The organism is Pectobacterium aroidearum (assembly GCF_041228105.1).
In the GTDB taxonomy this organism is placed as follows: Bacteria; Pseudomonadota; Gammaproteobacteria; order Enterobacterales; family Enterobacteriaceae; genus Pectobacterium; species Pectobacterium aroidearum.
Genome location: NZ_CP166097.1, coordinates 4,439,124 through 4,457,801 on the forward strand (window position 1 = coordinate 4,439,124; position 18,678 = coordinate 4,457,801).

Consider the following 18,678-nt stretch of genomic DNA (forward strand, 5'->3'; position numbering starts at 1 on the left):
TTTGCCAAATAACAGCATTCGTAAATAAAGTAAGCGCCCCTATTGTAGCGCAGAATGCTTGCCCCGATAACACGCTATAAACCAATTCATCCCCGATGTGGCAACATTTCGGCAATGTGGCTGGATGCGCGACGCATAAAAAAAGCACCACCCGGTATCGCGACCGGATAGTGCTCTTTGAAGGACAGAAAGACGAGCTTCTGTAACCTGACTCACTGTCACCGGAAAATCGCTTCCGGTGACAATGGCGTCACATGTCGGGTAGCAGCAGCACATTACTGTGCCGCCGCCCCCTAAGAACCGTACGTGCAAGTTTCCCCGCATACGGCTCAAGCCTTTATAAGCCCGCACTACTGTTTGGGCCGACAACGTTAATGCTCAGTCATCACCGTACATTTTATCGTGACAATGGAAACAGCATTCTGCCGCATGGTCACCCGATTCTACTGCGTCTTTGATAGCATCTGTCATCTCTCTTCGAGATTCAAAGAAACCTTCAAATTCGCCTTTACTAAATTGAGTGTTACCAAGCTTATAGGCTTCTTCAATGTCCTCGTCACCTTGAAAAACCGTAGCTTCACAGTATTCGCAGCGTTCTAATACCCCAGCTTCAATTGCGATATTTGTGGCAACATTGAATTTATCCTGCTGATCTTCCATATGACGTTTAGTAATGCTCATAGACCACTCCCATCAAGGTATAAAACCATAGATTAGATGTGGGTCTAGTGACTGTCGAGCGTATTTTAACTGTGCACCAACCGATGGCAGTTAGGATGCAGCATCATTAAATTATCGATTTCGTCACCGCCACCATCTACCCGTCTGACAATATGATGGACATCCCAATCATCGTTATCTCTGAATAGCTGGTGGCAGATCGGACACCGATGGCCTTGTCGCTCCCAAATTAATCTCAGTTTTCCACGCTGCATTTTACCTTCTTTCCAACGCTTAACCTGCCGCTGTTCGAAGTACAACTCGTCAACCGGATCGTATGGATTAGCCTCAGACCTGATTTTAATGTGACGTTTTATAGGGATATCTTTGCAAGACACCAACCTTTGCAGGCCGTTTTCTGCATCGACACTCTGGAATACCCAGTTTTCGCTACCTACAGAGTGAAAATACTTCTGCTTCACCCAGTATTTGTTGCGATTGCCGTGCCGTCGGCCTGACCAGCGCCAGAGTAATTTCCAGAGGCGATAGTCGATGTAGCTAAACGTTTCTTTGGCAACAATATGACGATGATAATTTGCCCAACCCCTTAGTACCGGATTAAGTTGTCTTATCAGGTCACCCTGTTTTGACGCCGCATTGCGTTTCACTATTTGCCGGATTTTCTGAAGATGGTTACGCAATCCCTTAGCAGCCGGCTTTATCAGCATTTTGCCGTGGTACTTGCGCACGTTCTGCCCCAGAAAATCAAACCCTTCGGAAATATGCGTCAACACCGTTTTCTCTGGTGACAATTGCAGCCCCCGTTCCGCCATAAAGGCTTCAACGAGGGGTTTGACTTCATTTTCCAGCAACTCCTGAGAGATGCCAGTGATGATGAAATCATCTGCATAACGCACATAATTGACCTTGGTTTTGTAACTGGCTTTGGTGTTTTTCTTCCCAAAATGGGTTTCTAAGACCGCTTCCAGCCCATCCAGTGCCATATTCGCTAGTACGGGGGAAATAATGCCTCCCTGTGGTGTACCAGCCTCCGTCGGGTGTAACCGACCGGATTCCATGAATCCCGCTTTCAGCCATTTTCCGAGTACCTGTTTATCCAACGGAATGTTGTCAAGTAACCAGTCATGGCTGATATTGTCAAAACACCCTTTTATATCGCCTTCCAGTACCCATTCAGCAGAGCTTTTACGACTGAGATTAACAAAACATTGCTCAATCGCATCTGCCGCCGAACGTGCCGGACGGAATCCATAGCTGTTGCGATCGGCCGTTGTTTCCGAGACGGGGTCAAGTGCCAGCAGGTATAACGCCTGCATAGCTCTGTCCTTCATCGTCGGTATGCCTAGAGGACGGAGTTTGCCGTTGCTCTTGGGAATGTAAACACGCCTTAACGGATAAGGTTTGTAACCTGTCCGTTTTAGCTGGTCGATCGCCTGCCACTTACTTCCGGGAGTGTTCCACAACTGGCGATCCACTCCGGCTGTCTTTTTGCCTCGATTTTCGGTAACTCGTCTGACAGCCAGTGCTTTAGCTGCAAACGAGCGCGTCAGCATCCTTTGCAGGGCTTTCACCCTACGCCAGCGCTGTTGCTCCGTTGCCTTTGCGATTCGTATCTGTAGCCCTCTGACATGACGATGAATTTGTACCCAATCGATGCGGTGCCAATCATTCGTCCTGCCGAAAGGCGCAGGTACTTTTACTAACGTACTCATCTTGCTACCCTCCTCAGTGCTATGTTGGAAAGCCCCAGGCAAGTAGCAGACGAACAGCCCCCTTGCGGGAGTGTTATCTGCTCCCGCAAGGGTAAGATTAAGATGGCGGATACCGCCTTAATCACTTTCTGTCACGTTAGATTGCTTTACATTACTGCACACAATTAAAGACCAGCCAGAAGTCTGCCCCGTTTCCGGTAGGGGAACATTTAACCCCTTATCCACTCGATTAAAGAATGGCATTCGCTTCTTCCAACCTCCTCTACCCGCACTCTCAACAGTTTGTCTTACGACTCCCCTGCCACAAGGGCAAAAATACGGGCTTACCGAGTTCCGTACTCATGACACGAATCACTTAGGTTCTGCCTATACACCGAAGGTCTGATGGCAACGTATTCCCAGATGTAAAAGGAATAACCGACCCTGTACCTTTTTTGGTCACAGCATAACAGTAGCTTTTGCTGTTTGCGGCTGACGGTGCTTACAACAGTTCACTTAACGTTAACCCTATGATCCAGCCTAGCCTCTCATCCGCCTGCTACTGGCAAAATCCATTGCTTACCTCACAGTAACGCAATGCCCACACATCGAGGAGTACATTGTCAGAACGCTCTCACACCTCACCATTACTGGTAACGCGCTGCTCCTAGGCTACTGTTAGTTACATAACAGGTCTGGCTCTGCATCAAACAGCAATACAGTCAGACAATCATCAGTACAGCTTCACACCGGTAGGCGCTAGTGCACATAGTGTTGATAAAGACGATAGTTACCCCGCTACATCACAAGTCAAACCTCAACTTGCTTCAGCGTGAATCTTTTGGACGTTACAATAGTTATAATCGTTACTATATTTGATAAATTTCAAATAGTTATAACAGTTAATACATTTGTAAGTTTTAGGGGATTCTGACTTTAAAGCCATATCCAGAAGTTAGTTCTTCGCTTAGCGAAGAGCCGATGTTCCGGAGGCATTTAAAGTCCGGAACATCGGACATTTATCATATTTGTGCTAATTTAGCGGGAAATAGTGAGCATAACATTCGTTAATACTCACTATGGAAGTAGTCCGCTAGGCTAGCTACCTACACGACTCTCGTCGCACTACATCATGCCGCCCATACCACCCATGCCGCCCATACCGCCAGCAGCACCTAAGTCAGGCGCATCGCTTTTCGGCAGGTCGGTTACCATACATTCAGTGGTGATCATCAGACCCGCAACGGAAGCGGCGTATTGCAGCGCAGAACGGGTAACTTTGGTCGGATCCAGGATACCGAAGTCGATCATGTTGCCGTATTCTTCCGTTGCTGCGTTGTAACCGTAGTTACCTTCGCCCGCTTTAACGGTGTTCGCAACCACAGATGGCTCTTCACCAGCGTTGGAAACGATCTGACGCAGTGGTGCTTCCATCGCGCGCAGCGCAACTTTGATACCCACGTTCTGGTCTTCGTTCTGAGCAGTCAGAGAAGCCAGTTTAGCGGCAACGCGAACCAGCGCCACACCACCACCAGCAACCACGCCTTCTTCTACCGCGGCGCGAGTCGCAGCCAGGGCATCTTCAACGCGTGCTTTCTTCTCTTTCATCTCAACTTCAGTTGCTGCGCCAACTTTGATAACGGCTACGCCGCCAGCCAGTTTAGCCACACGCTCTTGCAGTTTTTCACGGTCGTAATCAGACGTCGCTTCTTCAACCTGCTGACGGATCTGAGCAACACGGCCCTGGATCGCAGCTTCTTCACCGGTACCATCGATGATGGTGGTGGTGTCTTTGTTGATCACAACGCGTTTTGCCTGACCCAGATCTTCCAGCGTCGCTTTTTCCAGCTCCAGACCGATCTCTTCAGAGATAACGGTACCGCCAGTCAGCGTCGCGATATCTTGCAGCATGGCTTTACGACGGTCGCCGAAGCCTGGTGCTTTCACCGCAGCCACTTTCACGATGCCGCGCATGGTGTTAACCACCAGCGTTGCCAGTGCTTCGCCTTCAACATCTTCAGCAACGATAACCAGCGGTTTGCCGGCTTTCGCGACGGCTTCCAATACTGGCAGCATTTCGCGGATGTTGGAGATTTTTTTATCAGCCAGCAGGATGAACGGGCTTTCCAGTTCTACAGCACCAGTTTCCGGCTTGTTGATGAAGTACGGAGACAGGTAGCCACGGTCGAACTGCATACCTTCAACCACGTCCAGCTCGTCTTGCAGACCGGTACCTTCTTCAACGGTGATCACGCCTTCTTTACCGACTTTGTCCATCGCTTCAGCAATCATTTTGCCGACGGTTTCGTCGGAGTTAGCAGAGATGGTACCAACCTGAGCAATAGCTTTAGAGTCAGAGCACGGTACAGACAGTGCTTTCAGCTCTTCAACAGCGGCGATAACGGCTTTATCGATACCGCGCTTCAGATCCATCGGGTTCATGCCCGCTGCAACAGCTTTCAGGCCTTCAGTGATGATAGCCTGCGCCAATACGGTTGCGGTCGTGGTGCCGTCGCCTGCTGCGTCATTCGCTTTAGAGGCAACTTCTTTCACCATCTGCGCGCCCATGTTCTCAAACTTGTCTTCCAGCTCGATTTCACGCGCAACAGATACGCCGTCTTTAGTAATGGTCGGTGCACCGAAGGATTTATCCAACACGACATTACGGCCTTTCGGGCCCAGGGTAACCTTCACTGCATCAGCCAGTACATTTACGCCGCGCAGCATTTTTACGCGAGCGTCATTACCGAATTTTACGTCTTTAGCTGCCATGGTGTATTTCCCTTAAATTCGTTCAGTTCAGATGATTACGCGCAATTACGCTTCAACAATTGCCAGAATGTCGCTTTCAGACATGATCAACACTTCTTCGTTATCGATCTTCTCTGCCTTCACGCCATAGCCATCATTGAAAATAACGATGTCGCCAACTTTCACGTCCAGCGGCTTCACTTCGCCATTTTCCAGGATACGTCCGTGACCTACGGCCAGAACTTCACCGCGGGTAGATTTACCAGCAGCGGAACCAGTCAGTACGATACCGCCAGCAGATTTTGACTCGACTTCTTTGCGCTTGACGATCACGCGGTCATGCAATGGACGAATATTCATTGATAGCTCTCCTTTGAGAAAGTCCATATCGGTTTAGGATAAACGCCGACGATGTCTTGCTTATGCTTTTCATCATTGGCCTTGTGGTGTTCTAAGTGGGGGCGTTTCGTCGCCCTTCAAGGGAGAAAATTCATTTTTTTTGCGTTAGGTGCCCACTCGTCGCAGGTAGCAGATAAAAAATAAGGATTATCAATATGATAATCCTTAGCTGCTTTTCAGTTCACCTTGACGTTAACGGTCGTCACGATCGTCGCGATGTTCAATATTTGCGCTCCCGCCATCCTTGCGCTGGTATTCACCTTCAAAGGTGTTACCACCAGAAGACGACGACGCGCCGGAGCCAGAACGCCAGATATGCAGATGAGGCATCAGTTTGAGGGTCAGGCTTTTCTGTACCGGTGGCAGCAGCAGCAACAGGCCCAAAAAGTCGGTCAGGAAACCCGGAATCAGGAGTAAGAAACCAGCCAGCACCAGCGACACGCTTTTAACCATTTCAGCCGCTGGGCTTTCACCCGCCGCCATTTTCTGCTGCATCTGCACCAGCGTTTTCATTCCCTGATTGCGCACCAGCGACACGCCCACGCAAGACGTGAAGACCACCAGCAGCAGGGTCATGGCGACGCCCAACACTTCAGCCACCTGAATAAACAGCGATATCTCAATGTAAGCTAAAAGAAAAATCAGTAATAACGGTAACCAGCGCACCCGGTTCTCCTGTGTGTTTTTACGCGTACTGTGTTAAGCAGAACGAGTGTGAATAAGAACGTGTTAAGCCGTCGCGATTGAAAAATCAGTACGCTCTACTACCAATGGGCTTTACGACCAATGGATAAGGTAAAAGGCACGCCTGCTCTGCGATTCGGCACATCGTGATTACGTAAATGGAGGCGTCTTTGCACATTTTCAAGCCGTCACCCCTCGATTATTGTTCTAAAATAATGACTCGTGACTACAATCACAGTTCATTTACCGTAACGGTAGAGAACGCCAGTATAGTGATCTAAACACCTGTTTTTCACTGTCGTAACGACATATCCTCACGGCAATGGATATATGGTTGGTCAAACATCCCAAGGCTATTGCTGAGAGAAGACGGTTTATCCGTAGTCGCATTGTTTTCTAAAGTCAGGCGTTTTCCGAAGTAAGCCATCCGAACAACCAGCCCACAACGTCTAGTCACATCACTAGTCGCACAACAGGATAGGAATTTTCATGTCAGAAAACATCCGTATTGAAGAAGACCTGTTAGGCACCCGAGAAGTTCCCGCAGACGCGTATTATGGCGTTCACACGCTGCGTGCCATCGAAAACTTCTACATCAGCAACAATAAAATCAGCGACATACCCGAGTTCGTACGCGGCATGGTCATGGTGAAAAAAGCCGCGGCATTGGCGAACAGAGAGCTGCAAACTATCCCGAAAAAAATCGCCGACGTCATCATCCGTGCCTGTGATGAAGTGCTGAATAACGGAAAATGCATGGATCAGTTTCCGGTCGATGTTTATCAGGGGGGCGCTGGCACGTCAGTTAATATGAATACCAACGAAGTATTAGCCAATATTGGTCTGGAGCTGATGGGCCACCAGAAAGGCGAATACCAGTATCTGAACCCCAACGATCATCTGAATAAATGCCAGTCCACGAATGATGCCTACCCCACCGGATTTCGTATCGCGGTCTATGCCTCCGTACTGAAGCTGACGGAAGCGATCGCGAAACTGAGCGATGGCTTCGAGCGCAAAGCCAAAGAGTTTGAAGACGTTCTGAAGATGGGGCGGACCCAGTTGCAGGACGCAGTGCCGATGACGCTCGGCCAGGAGTTTCATGCGTTTAACGTGCTGTTGCAGGAAGAAATCAAAAACCTACTGCGCACGGCGGAGCTGCTGCTTGAAGTCAATCTGGGGGCTACCGCAATCGGTACGCGTCTGAATACGCCAGACGGCTATCAGCAACTGGCGGTGCAGCGTCTGGCGGAAGTCAGCGGCCTGGCGTGTGTGCCAGCAGAAGATTTGATCGAAGCGACGTCAGACTGCGGCGCCTATGTCATGGTACACAGCTCGCTGAAGCGTCTGGCAGTGAAGCTGTCGAAAATCTGTAATGACCTGCGCCTGCTCTCTTCCGGTCCACGCGCTGGCCTGAATGAAATCAACCTGCCGGAGCTACAAGCGGGTTCCTCGATCATGCCCGCCAAGGTTAACCCGGTCGTGCCGGAAGTCGTCAATCAGGTGTGCTTCAAGGTCATCGGTAACGACACCTGCGTCACGATGGCATCAGAGGCCGGGCAATTGCAGTTAAACGTGATGGAGCCGGTTATCGGTCAGGCCATGTTTGAATCGACCCACATCCTGACTAATGCCTGTTACAACCTGCTGGAGAAATGCGTCAACGGCATCACGGCGAATAAGAGCGTCTGCGAAGCCTATGTCTTCAACTCCATCGGGATTGTGACGTACCTGAATCCGTTCATCGGCCACCATAACGGCGACATCGTCGGCAGGATCTGTGCGGAAACGGGAAAAAGCGTACGCGAAGTCGTACTGGAACGCGGCCTGCTAACCGAAGCCGAGCTGGATGACATTTTCTCCATACAGAACCTGATGCACCCGGCGTACAAAGCTAAACGCTACACCGATGAAAACGAGCTTCCTTAACACCAACATTTAATTCCAACAGGCACGTCCGTTCACGAAGAACAGCGTGCCTTTATTTTTTGCTGCATACAGCCATAAGAATAAGTTATGTACTCTAAATAATTCGAGTTGCATGAAGGCGGCAACCGCATGAATCCCCAGGAGCTTACACAAGTAAGTGACTGGGGTGAGTAAGGGCAGCCAACGCACAAGCAGCTTGAAGTATGACGAGTAGATTGAATTTTTTTATTAATTAAGGAGCATAGTCATGCTTGGTCTTGAGTTATTCATCGTTCTGCTCGCCATCTATTTGGGGGCACGACTAGGAGGCATCGGCATTGGTTTCGCTGGTGGCCTAGGGGTGCTTGTACTTACGCTAGGGTTCCAGATAAAGCCCGGCGCAATCCCTTTTGATGTCATTGAAATTATTATGGCCGTTATCGCCGCCATCGCCGCCATGCAGGTGGCGGGCGGAATGGATTATCTGGTCAGTCTGGCGGAGAAACTGCTACGTAAACACCCGAAATACGTCACCTTTCTCGCGCCGCTGGTCACCTACTTCATGACGATTCTGGCCGGAACCGGACACACCGCGTTTTCCACCCTGCCCGTTATCGCCGAAGTCGCCAAAGAGCAGGGGATTCGCCCTTCTCGTCCGCTTTCGATTGCCGTTGTCGCCTCGCAAATCGCGATTACCGCGTCGCCAATCTCAGCGGCGGTGGTGTTTGTCGCCGGTATTCTTGAACCACATGGGGTTAGCTATCTATTGCTGCTGGGGATCTGTATTCCTACCACGCTGGCAGCCATCCTGTTGACGGCGATAGTGACCAATTTCCTGGGTAAAGAGCTGAAAGACGATCCGATTTATCAGGAACGTCTGAAAAAAGGTGAAACTACGCTGCGTGGTAATAGCCAACATGAGATCAAACCGGGCGCCAAACTTTCCGTGGTGCTGTTTTTGATTGGTATCGTCGCGGTCGTTCTGTATGCCACGGCAATCAGCGGCACCGTTGGGTTGATTCAGAACCCGGTACTACCTCGTAACGAAGCCATTGTGGTCTTCATGCTGACCATCGCCACGCTGATTTGCATCACCTGCAAAATCGACACCGCACGCATCCTCTCTGCCAGCACGTTTAAGTCCGGCATGAGCGCCTGTATCTGCGTGATGGGCGTGGCCTGGCTGGGCGATACCTTTGTTAAAGCACACATTTCTGATATTCAGGACACCGCAGGCGCGCTGCTGCAAAGCTACCCGTGGATGCTGGCCGTCGTGCTGTTCTTCGCCGCGACGCTGCTTTACTCGCAGGCGGCAACGGCGAAAGCGCTGATGCCTGCGGCGCTGCTGCTGGGCGTCTCTCCGGTCACGGCCGTAGCGTCTTTTGCTGCCGTTTCCGCACTGTTCGTTCTGCCGACCTACCCCACTCTGCTGGCAGCGGTGGAGATGGACGACACTGGCTCAACGCGCATCGGCAAATTTGTGTTTAACCACTCCTTCCTGATTCCCGGCGTGATCGCGATTACGTTGTCGGTGATATTTGGCTTTATCCTCGGCAGCATCCTGATCTAAAGATTGCCTTTCTGACAGACCCTCGCGGATCGACCTGACACGTCGATCCGCATCATTTCCTCACACAAATAAAGCAAGGTATAGTGTGGCTCTGGTTGTCTGGGATTTGTTCATCTGACACGGAGGATATGATGTCTGACCGCCCGCTTTGCGATGCCGTCGTCATATTATGTACCGCACCTGACGAGGTCTGTGCGCAACAGCTTGCCCATTCGCTGCTGGAAACGCGGCTTGCCGCCTGCGTCACCCTGCTGCCCGGCGCTCGTTCGCTCTATTACTGGGAAGGTAAGCTCGAACAGCAATCAGAAGTACAAATGCTGATAAAAAGCGATACCTCACATCAGCAAGCCCTGCTGACTCATCTGAAACAACAACACCCTTACGATACGCCGGAACTGTTAGTTCTGCCGGTATCCGGGGGCGATAGCGATTATCTGACATGGCTCAACGCATCTTTACGCTGATTTTCCTGTTATGGACGGCTTTCGGCACACCGAATGTGGCTGCTTCTTCTTTCGGCCAAAAACTGTTTGGCAACAGCACGACATCGCGCTTTCTGCCGGTTGATGGGGCGTTCGCCTTTGAGTTTCAGCAGAAAAACAATCAGCTCAACCTGCGCTGGGATATCCACCCTGATTACTACCTGTACCGCGCACAGATCAAGATCGAAGGGAACGGTGCCACGCTTGGCAAGGTGGAGCTGCCACAGGGCGAAAGCCATAACGACGAGTTCTTTGGTCAGGTCTTTATTCTGCGGGATCGGCTGGCGCTAGCGGTTCCCATTGAACAGGCCGAGAGCGGTGCGACCGTCAAAGTAACCTATCAAGGCTGCGCCGATGCCGGTTTCTGCTATCCACCGGAAACGCGAGTTGTTCCTCTCAGTCAGGTGCTGGCTAACGCAGGCACAGACACATCGAATACCGCATCAGCCCAGACGCCACAGACCACGCCGATGCCGTTCTCGCCGTGGTGGGCGTTGCTGATTGGTATCGGCGTCGCTTTTACTCCCTGCGTTCTGCCGATGTACCCGCTGATTGCCAGTCTGGTGCTGGGCAGAAAAGAGCAGTTGACGCCACGCCGCACGCTACTGCTGTCGATGACCTATGTTCAGGGGATGGCGCTGACCTACACGCTGCTCGGGCTGGTTGTCGCCGCGGCCGGATTGCGCTTTCAGGCCGCGCTCCAGCATCCTTATATTTTGATTGGCCTGTCAGTGATGTTTGTCGCGTTGGCGCTCTCTATGTTTGGCCTGTATACGCTCCAGCTCCCGTCATCGGTACAAACCCGACTGACAGAGTGGAGTAACCGTCAGCAAGGCGGCTCCGTTACGGGTGTATTCTGCATGGGCGCGTTGGCCGGGCTGATTTGTTCGCCCTGCACTACCGCCCCGCTCAGCGCCATCCTGCTTTACATCGCCCAGAGCGGCAACATGCTGACAGGCGGCGGCACACTTTACCTCTACGCGCTGGGCATGGGCTTGCCGCTCATTCTGGTCACGCTGTTCGGCAACAAACTGCTGCCGCGTAGCGGCCCGTGGATGCAGTACGTTAAGGAAGCATTTGGCTTTATTATTCTGGCGCTGCCCGTCTTCCTGTTGGAACGTATTCTTGGCGAAGCCTGGGGAATGCGGCTGTGGAGCGCGCTGGGTATCGCCTTCTTCGGCTGGGCGCTTATGCTGACGCTGCGCAGCGGCAAAGGCTGGATGCGTGGCGTGCAGTTACTGCTGCTGGCAGGCGTGGTGATCAGCGCCAAGCCGCTGCAAGACTGGGTATTTCCTCCGGCTGGCGTGGCACAAGCCCACACCTCAGCACTGAACTTTGCCCCTGTCGCCAATATTGCCGATCTCAACAGCGCGCTGGCAAAGAGCGCTCAGCCTGTTATGCTCGATCTTTACGCTGACTGGTGTGTGGCCTGCAAAGAGTTTGAGAAATACACGTTCAGCGACCCGGCGGTGCAGAACCATCTGTCGCGCATCACGCTGCTACAGGCGGACGTCACCGCGAACCGCGAAGAACAAAACGCGCTGCTGAAAAAGCTACAGGTTTTAGGGCTGCCAACCATCGTATTTTTTGACGCTCAGGGGAAAGAGATCCCCGGCTCACGCGTCACCGGTTTTATGAACGCTGAACAATTTCAGGCACATTTGCAGAAGTTCAGCCCATAAACGACACTTTCAATTCGCTTGTTGTGCTTCTGGAGGAGACCTAATGCAACGGGAAGACGTTCTTGAACATGCGCTTACTCTGCTGGAGCAGCACGGATTCGCGATGACGACGCTGGATATGCTGGCGGAGAGACTGGGGGTTCCGGTAGAAGAACTGACACCATTCTGGCCGGATCGGGAGGCGCTGCTGTACGACGGCCTGCGCCACCATAGTCAGCAGGTCGATACCTGGCGGCGTCAGCTGTTACTAGACGACGAGAAAACCATTGAGCAGAAGCTGCTGGCACGTTATCAGGTGCTGCATGAGTCGGTGAACAAACAGCGCTATCCGGGCTGCTTGTTTATTGCCGCGTGCAGCTTTTTCCCTGATATCAATCACCCCATCCACCAGATCGCGGAACAGCAAAAGCTAGCCTCTTATCAGTACACCCGCGATTTACTGGAAGAGCTGGAAACCGACGATCCCGAAATGGTGGCGCAGCAGATGGAATTGATTCTGGAAGGTTGCCTGAGCAACCTGCTGGTCAAACATCAGGCCGCCAGCATCGCCACCGCCCAGCGGCTGGCAGAAGATGTCTTACGCTTTGCGCTGTGCCGCAAAAACGGCGCACTCACCTGATTTCAGGCACAAAATGCGGTAAAGCCCGCATTTTGGCTGAAAAGTCGGCAGTCAGTAGGGTTTTCCATGCTTTCATTGATAAACCCGTTGACGCCACGCGGCCAATACGGTTTAATGCGCCCCGTTGCCCGGATAGCTCAGTCGGTAGAGCAGAGGATTGAAAATCCTCGTGTCCTTGGTTCGATTCCGAGTCCGGGCACCACTTCTTCAGAGCCTGTTCGTTAAGAGATGAGATCCTTAACGGGCATGAAAAAAGCACCCAAGTCGTCTTCATGTAGATGGTTAGAGCATTTACATCGTGGATTGAACATACGGGACTTAAGAACCAGAGGCATTTAGTAGATGCCTCTGGTTTCTCTCGTCTTTCCGAAACGGATTTTTACAGTGCCACGTTGGTTATGTCAATCTTGTGTAAAGAAAATTACGATATTTTCATCATACTATGCCGGCAACGCGCACACTTTTCCTGCTAAATTCCTGCTCCAGTGCATTCCTGACAATATCCATGTTCCCTTCCACATACTCCAGCGTCACGCTGACATTCGAGTGCCCCAGTAGCGTCTGAACAATTTTAAGATTGCGATCCGGTGATTTCATCATCTCGGTGGCGATCGTATGCCTGAATCGGTGTGGGCTTATCGTGCAACGGCATTCCACTGACAGTCGACGAAAAAAAGCCCGCATTGGTGGAGGATCCATGTTTTTAGATACATTGCTTTTCCGTCCTTTAAACAGATGAACGTTGAAAAGCTGATCCCCCATGTTCGCATCCTGATTAAGCGCTGCATGATAAAGTCGCTCCAGACGTGGTCTGAGTAACGTCGTGATTGGGACGATATGCTCTTTATGATTTTTGGAAGCCTCTGGCCGCAGATTTATCCAGCCCTCATCCAGATTAATGTCTTCCAGGCGAATGTGTAGCAGCTGATTTTGCCTCATGCCCGTATAGCGCAGCGTATCGATGACTGTCAGCCAGAACCAGGCTGGGCGTAGTGCACTTCGGAAATCACAATCCTCAAACTCTTTTTCTTCTCTGGCTTCCATCACCAAATAGATTTTTCGGATCTGTTCTTCTGATAGCGTTTTTTTACGCTTAACGTCAGGTCTGGCTACCACACTGTTAAAGGGATTCTCTTTCATTTGTACAAAATCATATTTCATTGCGTGATTAAAAATGGCACGCATATGAGCTACCCGATTATTCCATGTGATAGTAGAGAGCTGGCGTTCATTCAACAGATGTCTCCGCCAACTGAGCACCGTATGACGATCTACATCAGCCGGCAAAACCTTCTCTCCCGTGAATCGTAAAAAAAGATTCAGGACTTTCTTGTAGCTTATTTCGGTTGCAGGTCGTAAAGGCTTACTAAAAAAGTAATCCTGAATGATATCTTCATAGGTTACAGTCATTACCTTATTTCCTTATAAAAACTAATTTAAAATTAAAAAATCACTTATTAGGCGATAACCAGATACTATCTGACGGACATGCCCCCTTATCAAATATCAATTCAGATGCAATCATATACCCCGACATTTTTGTATAACGCCCCTCTTTATTTTCATTTTCATATTTTCGATAAATATAAATTCCCTTTCCGCTCCGTGAATAGTGTCGATTAAGACTTTCAAAATTCTTTTGAAGCGTATCCTTATCAATAGAAGAATCATTACAGATAGAAAAAAAACGATAAAAACAGTCTGGCGTTTGCAGGAAAACATACTGGCTCATAATATGAACCAGGCTATCCGAATTATTTATCGTCAACGAACCATCCCTGACAGCATTAATCAACCACACCCAAAATAGTTCTTCCTGAGGGACTGGTTTTTTTTCTACTTCATTCATTTCATTCGATGAAGTGATACTGACCTCGGGAGCCGGAGTAGCCGGTACCGTTGCAGTTAATTGCTGGTCAAGAACATTCAGTAAATCAGCAGTAACAGGGAGATGAGTTTGTGATTCATCAATCCCTGATGAGCTGTCGGATAAATCATCCTGATCAATTGCAGATACCAACGCAGAGACAACAGGCTGCGCTTCCTTTAATTGATTATCATTGTAATTATTATCAACAGAATCAATGAGTGATGAAATTACCGTGGCTGTCCCTTGCTCAACGGATACTACAGGAGGATTCTGTTCTATAGTGGCAGCAGGAATCGCCAGTTCGACCGGTGCAGGGAGCGCAATATCATTCGTTTTGATACCGCACTTTTCTCTGGCGTTAAGTACAATCGCATTCAGTATGCCAGCTTCAGATTTTTTACCGGAAAGATAAACAAGCAGTAAATCCAGAATATGAGGCCAGCGAGCGATCCATGTGATGCCTGGAGAGGGTATCAGTCGTAACGCCACTGCCGCAGTTCTGGCATGAACATCACCAGGGCTCACTTCAAATCTGACACGCCATGGCGCATCAGGAACTGACAAACCGGGGATCCACACACCGTTTTGCACAACAACCTTCAACCCTGATAAACGCTCTATGTTGTGTAACAATGCAGCCCAAAAAATCGCAGACGTCCAGGCAGAGCTCTGAGCAGCCTGCTCTTCTGGCTGTGCGCCTGGAGGCAGCATATATCCTCTGGAAAGCCTGACAGCGCATACAGCCACATCCAGAGCCATATCCAGGAAACCACCTGGACGACAGTATTCGTCTTCATTATCGAGGGGGAGTTGCTGAACAGTAACGGCCAGAGATCTCACTGTTTGCAGCCAGTAAATGTCCCACACGTCCTGAGAAAACGGGCTGTTATCCCACAATTGCTGGAGCGCGCGCTTTCTTTCCTTAGTAGACAGCAGTGCATCCGCGTTTTGCGGAGTAAACCATCCGTCTACCTGTTGAAGGGGTATCGGCATGCTCTCCGTGGTAGCGCCCACTTTATTTCTGAACCACTTTAACATGCAGGTCCTTGTGTTTAATCGGGGGAAAGGGGCATTACGCTATGTTTTATCCCCCACTACACAAGTGAAAAGTGTATAGCGAGCCACATCCATTAAGGCCTTGAAGTTTTCTTTTTCCTTCTCGTGAAGAATTTCGTAATGCAACCGTACACCTGGCATGTCTGAATACGGGACTTTCATAAGGGGGGATCATGAAAAGCAAATTTATCATTTCAGGAGTACTCGGATTCTGGGGTATAGCATGCGTATTGGTGGCCATTGTCATGACGAGCCAGACCGGGACACAACATTCACTGGTCACTGGCGTTTTATCGCTCTCTTTGTTCTTATCCCCCTTGCTTCTTCGTCCTGTCTCCGCCGTCATCGGTCGTTTTAAAACACAGGCATTTCAATGCAATCAAAGGCGAAACCACTATCACATCCATTTAAATCCCTGGTCAAAAACGGGCGGATTAACAATGGATCGCCTCTGTTTCTACTGGTCGGGATTGATGACACTCACATCAACGATGCTGGAAAAAGAGAACGCAACCGTAGTGATGTCTTCCCATTTACTGAATTCATGGAGGATTTCCCGACTGCGTCAACGTTTCCCTGGACCGGATTATCACTTCCATATCGTTCGGAGAACTGTCGGGACGACTGAAGCCATCGGGCTGCAAATAGAGGTTTTTCTGAAAGAATGGCGCTGGTTTTATCCGGCAACCACAGGAGCCATTGTTGTTATCAGAAGGAAAAGAATTTTCAGCAGACAGAAAACAATTAACGCTTCACGCAGGGTTCTGTCGTATTCAAAATCAATACATAAACGTAGTCGATCTGAATGATCGAAATTACTCGTTATACATACGTCAGGTGAAGGACTAGTCTGGATTCAGAGGCCAGAACACAGCCTGAATAGACAGGAAAGGTAAAAGGTAAAATGAAAATCGCAAATAGTACATTCACGTCAATTATGGCAGGTATGTTAATCAACGTGGATGCGGACATGTTACGTGAAGAAGCTGAGAACAGTAAAGGACTCCCTCTTCAGCCAACATCCATCCGTTACCGGCCTAAAGTTAAAGCAGTACTGGACGTGCTTTCTGAGCGTATGGGGATTACCGCATCTGAGGTGACCAATATTATGCTCGACGGGTTGTTTCGCTCCACTTTTTTTCCTCTGGAAAACCGTGCTGCAAGCGTCTATGAACGATTTCAATTACTGATGGATGCTCATGGGTTAGGGGTAACCGATATTGCTGCCTTGCTAGCCCCCTGGAATGTGAAGCTTAGCATTCTGGAAAACCGTGAAAGAACAATGGACTATCTAACCAGCGATTTGCTAGCCACTGTAGCGCAATGGTTCCGGGTATCGCCAGAATGGTTAACGGGTGAATCACGGTTCATCGCCCCCAGCGCCAGTTATAGTTGGTATGAGCAAGTGGAGCCGGAAGCGATATGTCGCCATTTCGTCACGGGTTGTACACCAGCCGTTCCACTGACGAACGGGTTATGCCTGGAAGCGGAAAACAGTGAAGAATACAGGGATAAACATCGCGCTAATGAGGTTATATTCTGGAATTCAGAAGAGGGGGCACATTCACGTAAGTACGGAATTATAATAAAAGAACGGCGAAATATTAATGGCGTTAAATTTGACTCTGTGTTTGCTTCATATTCCTATTACTTGAATGACGTAAGCAAGGAAAATATCGCCAAATTGATTAATTACTGTGAATGCGCCAGTGAATGTAAAACACTGACATGGAAAGCAGTTTCACTCCCTAAGCAACATGCGTTCTTTCTATCTATGGGGGAATTACTTCCTATTATGCTGCTGAAGACTATAGAAGAAAGTCCTCCTTGGGATGTATCAGAGTTTCTCTCTGAAGAAAAAAGATAAACAGCTCACCACTGTAAAATAGTATTAAATAAAATTAATTAATCATCTTTGTATTTTATGGTGCGCCAGCATCAGGGGATCTTTTTGTCAAAAAATTCAGAAGTGAATGTTGTGCCAGTACCAGGGAATATCCAAAAAACATAATCATAAATATTTAACCTCCATATAGGAATAAAGAATGAAACACTCATTAATTACACGCGGTTTTATTATTGCGGGCATCGTGACCGCTGCTTCAGCTAATGCAGCCGGAACATGGACGGAAGCGCGCAATGATGCGATGGGCGGAACAGGGGTTGCATCATCACACTACGGCGCTGCTGCGTTGGTTAACCCCGCGCTGCTGACGAAATTCAACAAGTCAGATGATTTTAGTTTGATTTTGCCGGCAGTCGGCGCTCAGGTTTCAGACCCGGATAATCTGGAGGATGGTGTCGATCGCATCAACAATGATTGGAAATCGTTTGAGCGTATCGTTAGTGCTAGCGGAGATGCCAGTTTAGCTGCGTCAAAGCTGCGTGGATCCTTACAAGATTTTTCTGGAAGCCATGCTAAGGCACATGCCGGTGCGTCAACTGTTGCTGCAGTTCCCAATCGCGTTCTGCCCTTTGCGGTCGTTGCTAAGGCGTGGGGAACGGCAACAGTAAAAACCAACGTGACAGATAGCGATCTCCAGTGGCTTGATGGGGTTTCAAACGGTACTGCAAACGGCTCAGATCTGAGTTCGTTAACGTCATCCGCCAATGGCCGTGCCGCTGTCGTTGCAGACGTGGGCGTTGCGATGGCGCACGAATTCAACGTTGGCGGATTCGAGTTCTCTGCCGGTATTACACCGAAGGTACAACGCGTCTATACATTCAATTACAACGTTGCGATCAATAACTATGACAGCTCGGATTTTCGTAGTGGCAACTATCGTAACGATAAAACGGGCGCCAACGTAGATGTCGGTTTTTCAACCAATCTGAGTGATAACTGGATTGTTGGGCTTGTCGGCCAGAACCTTGTTGCACGCAGCATCGAGACGAAAGAAGTCAACGGCGTCAAAGACACGTTCAAAATCAAGCCTCAGGCAACGCTGGGAACGGCATACAGCAACGGTTTCTTTACTACTGCTCTCGATGTCGATCTGACTCCAGCAAGCCGTTTTAACTCTGATAAAGACAGCCAGTTTGTCAGCGTGGGCGGTGAGTTGAATGCCTGGAAATGGGCACAACTGCGTGCAGGGTATCGTACAGATATTCATGACTGCGATAACTCCTACTTCACTGCTGGCATTGGCTTGTCCCCGTTCGATGTCGTACATCTGGATATCACCGGCATGGCAGGAACAGACAGAACGTATGGTGCTGTTGCTCAATTGACGTTCACATTCTGACGATGGACAGGGGCTATTCACCAATAGCCCCTCCTGTGAA

General features: G+C 49.6%; 15 protein-coding genes and 1 tRNA gene. 9 read left to right on the forward strand and 7 right to left on the reverse strand.

Annotation, left to right across the window (positions count from 1 at the left end; genetic code table 11):
* Window positions 1–378 precede the first annotated feature (378 nt).
* From AB8809_RS19980 to AB8809_RS20000, 5 genes are all read right to left on the reverse strand, one after another.
* Window positions 379–681: a hypothetical protein gene (locus AB8809_RS19980; RefSeq protein WP_349855353.1), complete on the reverse strand. Its 303-nt coding sequence runs from the start codon at window positions 679–681 to the stop codon at window positions 379–381.
* 65 nt (window positions 682–746) lie between these two features.
* On the reverse strand, window positions 747–2,393 hold the full coding sequence (gene ltrA, locus AB8809_RS19985) for a group II intron reverse transcriptase/maturase (protein WP_349855355.1): 1,647 nt from the start codon (window positions 2,391–2,393) through the stop codon (window positions 747–749).
* A 1,104-nt stretch (window positions 2,394–3,497) separates the two neighbouring features.
* Window positions 3,498–5,144 carry a chaperonin GroEL gene (groL, locus tag AB8809_RS19990; RefSeq protein ID WP_012773217.1) on the reverse strand — a complete coding sequence of 549 codons (1,647 nt, stop codon included), beginning with the start codon at window positions 5,142–5,144 and terminating at the stop codon, window positions 3,498–3,500.
* A 45-nt stretch (window positions 5,145–5,189) separates the two neighbouring features.
* Window positions 5,190–5,483 (reverse strand): co-chaperone GroES, encoded by a 294-nt coding sequence (locus AB8809_RS19995; protein ID WP_005971295.1) that lies wholly within the window; start codon window positions 5,481–5,483, stop codon window positions 5,190–5,192.
* Window positions 5,484–5,714: 231 nt separating this feature from the next.
* The gene (locus AB8809_RS20000; RefSeq protein ID WP_012773216.1) at window positions 5,715–6,188 is read right to left on the reverse strand and encodes an FxsA family protein; all 474 of its coding nucleotides are present in this window, start codon (window positions 6,186–6,188) and stop codon (window positions 5,715–5,717) included.
* Between the two features lie 507 nt (window positions 6,189–6,695).
* On the opposite strand from AB8809_RS20000, the gene aspA reads away from it, so the two are divergent.
* The 6 genes from aspA to AB8809_RS20030 all read left to right on the forward strand — a co-directional run bounded on the left by aspA (window position 6,696) and on the right by AB8809_RS20030 (window position 12,669).
* On the forward strand, window positions 6,696–8,135 hold the full coding sequence (aspA, locus tag AB8809_RS20005) for an aspartate ammonia-lyase (protein WP_181845104.1): 1,440 nt from the start codon (window positions 6,696–6,698) through the stop codon (window positions 8,133–8,135).
* 247 nt (window positions 8,136–8,382) lie between these two features.
* Window positions 8,383–9,684, forward strand: a complete 1,302-nt coding sequence (locus tag AB8809_RS20010; RefSeq protein WP_180777427.1) for an anaerobic C4-dicarboxylate transporter — start codon at window positions 8,383–8,385, stop codon at window positions 9,682–9,684.
* A gap of 131 nt (window positions 9,685–9,815) precedes the next feature.
* Window positions 9,816–10,148: a divalent cation tolerance protein CutA gene (cutA, locus tag AB8809_RS20015; protein WP_012773213.1), complete on the forward strand. Its 333-nt coding sequence runs from the start codon at window positions 9,816–9,818 to the stop codon at window positions 10,146–10,148.
* Window positions 10,124–11,848 (forward strand): protein-disulfide reductase DsbD, encoded by a 1,725-nt coding sequence (locus AB8809_RS20020; protein ID WP_349855359.1) that lies wholly within the window; start codon window positions 10,124–10,126, stop codon window positions 11,846–11,848. Before cutA ends, AB8809_RS20020 begins: the two co-directional genes overlap by 25 nt.
* A 43-nt stretch (window positions 11,849–11,891) precedes the next feature.
* Window positions 11,892–12,467 carry a transcriptional regulator gene (locus AB8809_RS20025; protein ID WP_119871152.1) on the forward strand — a complete coding sequence of 192 codons (576 nt, stop codon included), beginning with the start codon at window positions 11,892–11,894 and terminating at the stop codon, window positions 12,465–12,467.
* Window positions 12,468–12,593: 126 nt separating this feature from the next.
* Window positions 12,594–12,669: transfer RNA gene (locus AB8809_RS20030), tRNA-Phe, on the forward strand.
* Between the two features lie 233 nt (window positions 12,670–12,902).
* Here the strand turns inward: AB8809_RS20030 and AB8809_RS20035 are convergent.
* Together AB8809_RS20035 and AB8809_RS20040 are read right to left on the reverse strand one after the other, a co-directional pair.
* On the reverse strand, window positions 12,903–13,877 hold the full coding sequence (locus AB8809_RS20035) for a tyrosine-type recombinase/integrase (protein WP_349855361.1): 975 nt from the start codon (window positions 13,875–13,877) through the stop codon (window positions 12,903–12,905).
* Window positions 13,878–13,917: 40 nt separating this feature from the next.
* Window positions 13,918–15,375, reverse strand: a complete 1,458-nt coding sequence (locus AB8809_RS20040; protein ID WP_349855363.1) for a TraI domain-containing protein — start codon at window positions 15,373–15,375, stop codon at window positions 13,918–13,920.
* A 191-nt stretch (window positions 15,376–15,566) separates the two neighbouring features.
* On the opposite strand from AB8809_RS20040, the gene AB8809_RS20045 reads away from it, so the two are divergent.
* The 3 genes from AB8809_RS20045 (at window position 15,567) to AB8809_RS20055 (ending at window position 18,638) form a co-directional block, all read left to right on the forward strand.
* Entirely contained in the window at window positions 15,567–16,202 is a 636-nt protein-coding gene (locus tag AB8809_RS20045) for a hypothetical protein (RefSeq protein WP_349855365.1), read from the forward strand.
* 95 nt (window positions 16,203–16,297) lie between these two features.
* Window positions 16,298–17,260 carry a hypothetical protein gene (locus tag AB8809_RS20050; protein WP_349855367.1) on the forward strand — a complete coding sequence of 321 codons (963 nt, stop codon included), beginning with the start codon at window positions 16,298–16,300 and terminating at the stop codon, window positions 17,258–17,260.
* A 178-nt stretch (window positions 17,261–17,438) separates the two neighbouring features.
* Entirely contained in the window at window positions 17,439–18,638 is a 1,200-nt protein-coding gene (locus AB8809_RS20055; protein ID WP_349855369.1) for a conjugal transfer protein TraF, read from the forward strand.
* Window positions 18,639–18,678 lie beyond the last annotated feature (40 nt).

Bases quoted from the DNA above. Each gene is read 5' to 3' on its own strand.
- AB8809_RS19980 (WP_349855353.1), bottom strand. From the start codon at position 681: ATGAGCATTACTAAACGTCATATGGAAGATCAGCAGGATAAATTCAAT.
- ltrA (WP_349855355.1), bottom strand. From the start codon at position 2,393: ATGAGTACGTTAGTAAAAGTACCTGCGCCTTTCGGCAGGACGAATGAT.
- groL (WP_012773217.1), bottom strand. From the start codon at position 5,144: ATGGCAGCTAAAGACGTAAAATTCGGTAATGACGCTCGCGTAAAAATG.
- AB8809_RS19995 (WP_005971295.1), bottom strand. From the start codon at position 5,483: ATGAATATTCGTCCATTGCATGACCGCGTGATCGTCAAGCGCAAAGAA.
- aspA (WP_181845104.1), top strand. From the start codon at position 6,696: ATGTCAGAAAACATCCGTATTGAAGAAGACCTGTTAGGCACCCGAGAA.
- AB8809_RS20010 (WP_180777427.1), top strand. From the start codon at position 8,383: ATGCTTGGTCTTGAGTTATTCATCGTTCTGCTCGCCATCTATTTGGGG.
- cutA (WP_012773213.1), top strand. From the start codon at position 9,816: ATGTCTGACCGCCCGCTTTGCGATGCCGTCGTCATATTATGTACCGCA.
- AB8809_RS20020 (WP_349855359.1), top strand. From the start codon at position 10,124: ATGGCTCAACGCATCTTTACGCTGATTTTCCTGTTATGGACGGCTTTC.
- AB8809_RS20025 (WP_119871152.1), top strand. From the start codon at position 11,892: ATGCAACGGGAAGACGTTCTTGAACATGCGCTTACTCTGCTGGAGCAG.
- AB8809_RS20035 (WP_349855361.1), bottom strand. From the start codon at position 13,877: ATGACTGTAACCTATGAAGATATCATTCAGGATTACTTTTTTAGTAAG.
- AB8809_RS20040 (WP_349855363.1), bottom strand. From the start codon at position 15,375: ATGTTAAAGTGGTTCAGAAATAAAGTGGGCGCTACCACGGAGAGCATG.
- AB8809_RS20045 (WP_349855365.1), top strand. From the start codon at position 15,567: ATGAAAAGCAAATTTATCATTTCAGGAGTACTCGGATTCTGGGGTATA.
- AB8809_RS20050 (WP_349855367.1), top strand. From the start codon at position 16,298: ATGAAAATCGCAAATAGTACATTCACGTCAATTATGGCAGGTATGTTA.
- AB8809_RS20055 (WP_349855369.1), top strand. From the start codon at position 17,439: ATGAAACACTCATTAATTACACGCGGTTTTATTATTGCGGGCATCGTG.